Source organism: Streptomyces sp. WM4235 (assembly GCF_001279725.1).
GTDB lineage: Bacteria > Actinomycetota > Actinomycetes > Streptomycetales > Streptomycetaceae > Streptomyces.
On sequence record NZ_LGDE01000156.1, the window covers coordinates 1 to 2,066 of the forward strand.

Below are 2,066 nucleotides of genomic sequence, written 5' to 3' on the forward strand. Positions count from 1 at the left end.
ACCCCACCAGCGCCTAGGCCGCACTGGACCGGCCATTGCGTGAGCCCCAGACCCCCCTCGCCAGGCGCAGGTGGGGCCTGCCTTCCGACTCGTCGGGGTGAAGATGAGGTTCCCCCGCTGTGCGGGAGTGGCTGTCACCATCGACGCTGGGGGGTCAGGGTGTGTCGCCTGCACAGTCCCATCGGCGTGGGTCGCCGGGGCGCGGTCGTACAGGGCGCCGGCGCCGGGGCCGAACTACCCGAGCTCGGTCATCAGCGCGACGCCGGTCTGGATCTCGTCCGCGCTCCAGCCGGTGATGTCGAGGAGCAGGCCGTCCAGCGGGCCGCCGACCAGTTCGGCGTAGGTACGGCCGGGCTTGGGGCCGGGCCGGGGATGGTCGTGGTCCTCGCCGAAGATCCGGCCGCGCAGCAGCTCCTCATCCCTGCCCATGCGTCCCAGCCACCACCGATAGCGGTCGTACGGCCAGCACGGCTCCGGACATTGGTCGGGTGACTTGTCTCGCGAGGCTTCTCACCCGCCTTTTCCCTCCACCTTGCGAACCATTGGTCTTTAGCCCGGGAAGCATGCCGCAGCCCGAGTTCCACGCCGACGACAGCCGACGGCCGCCTGTCCACCCCGCTGGAAGGCACCGCCCACTGCGTCCAAAACCGCGCCCGCCTCGTACGGGCCCTCTACACCCGGCTGGACCGCCTCACCGAACCCGCCCCAGCCGCCACGTAGCCCGCCGTGGGCATCCGGCAGGCTGCCCACGCCATAATCGGCCCGACCAACGCTCAGATCAGGCCAGTCGGTGTCAGTACCCCTCACTGCGCTTGTACTAAGGGCTGTCCCGCAACGGACTGGGAGGGACGGCGGCTTGAGTCCGGCGGGGCTGGTGCGGGCGGATACTGTGGAATGGATCATCGGAGTGGCGGTCTTGGGGGGACGAGTGGGACGCAGCAGGCTGCCTGTGGAGAACGCAGGCAATGGCGATCTCTGTCTCTTCATCGAGCCGTACGGTGAGGACTTCTATCTGAAGCCCGGGGAGGTCTTCACGGTCGCACCAGAAGCCGAGGGGATCGATGTCTGGTTCTCCACCCTCATCTGGGAGGGAGGCATCACGGTGTGGCCTTATGAGGACGGCGACCCGACCAAGATTGTCCTGGAGTACACAGTGACGGACGCCAACGGAACCCGGCTGGAATGCGGTCACCAGAGGCCCCCGAAGCCTGCTGGCTCTGACGTGGCTGAGCTGGGTTGACCCTCGCGGTCACTGGGTCAGGGCGAGATTCTGCAGCTGGGCGATGCCCAGCATGGCGTGGTGGACGCCGTCACCTCTGAGACGGCAGTCGCGGAGGATCTTCCACGTCTTCATACGGGCGAAGACGTGCTCGACGCGGGCGCGGACCTGCTTATGAGATCTGTTGTGCTCTTCCTTCCAGGGCGTGAGTTCGGACTGTCCGGGCTCGCGGCGGTGGGGGATCACTAGGCCGGTTCCTGGATAGCCGCCATCGGCAATCGTGACTGCGCGACCGACGGCGGCCTTGGCGCCCGACTCCTCCCAGGCCTTGCAGTCGTTGCGGTTTCCGGGCAGCGGCCGGCCGACAACCACGACCCGGCGGGTGTCCGCGTCGATGACCACCTGGTGGTTGGTGGAGTAGCGGTAATTCTTGGATCGCTGGGCGAGGGTGTGATCGCGAGTCGGCACGAGCGTGCCATCCACGATGAGAACAGTGCCCTTGCGGAAGCGTTGCCGCTGGATCAATCCCAGACGCGGGCCCAGGTCATCGACTACGCGGCCGACCGTGGACTTCGAAACGCCGAACAAGAGCGCGAGCTGCCGCATCGTCGGGTTGGTCCGCCAATACGCAACGACCAGCAGCACGCGGTCCTCGAAGCAAAGCGTCCAAGGACGTCCCGGCTGCGGTGCATGTGCACCTCGACGGCGCAGAGCAGTGACCAGCTTGCTGAACTGTCGAGGAGTGAGACGGGTCTGTCAAACGAGCGGTGTAACTCGGGTTGTTGAGGGTTACTGACGTGCTGCGGAGAGCCAGCCGTCGAAGGTGATGTCGAAGGCGTTCAGTGCG

General features: G+C 66.7%; 2 protein-coding genes and 2 pseudogenes. 2 read left to right on the plus strand and 2 right to left on the minus strand.

Going from position 1 to position 2,066, the window contains the following annotated elements:
• Positions 1–234: 234 nt before the first annotated feature.
• On the minus strand, positions 235–429 hold the full coding sequence (locus ADK55_RS13835) for a hypothetical protein (protein ID WP_420713626.1): 195 nt from the start codon (positions 427–429) through the stop codon (positions 235–237).
• Positions 430–594: 165 nt separating this feature from the next.
• Here ADK55_RS13835 and ADK55_RS39780 point away from each other — a divergent pair.
• Together ADK55_RS39780 and ADK55_RS13840 are read left to right on the plus strand one after the other, a co-directional pair.
• Positions 595–720, plus strand: a pseudogene (locus ADK55_RS39780) (restriction endonuclease); the annotation flags it as partial.
• Positions 721–949: 229 nt separating this feature from the next.
• Complete coding sequence (locus ADK55_RS13840; protein ID WP_063839534.1) at positions 950–1,240, plus strand: hypothetical protein; 291 nt, start codon at positions 950–952, stop codon at positions 1,238–1,240.
• A gap of 9 nt (positions 1,241–1,249) precedes the next feature.
• Here ADK55_RS13840 and ADK55_RS13845 read toward each other — a convergent pair.
• A pseudogene (locus tag ADK55_RS13845) lies at positions 1,250–1,966 on the minus strand (transposase); the annotation flags it as partial.
• Positions 1,967–2,066: the final 100 nt, after the last annotated feature.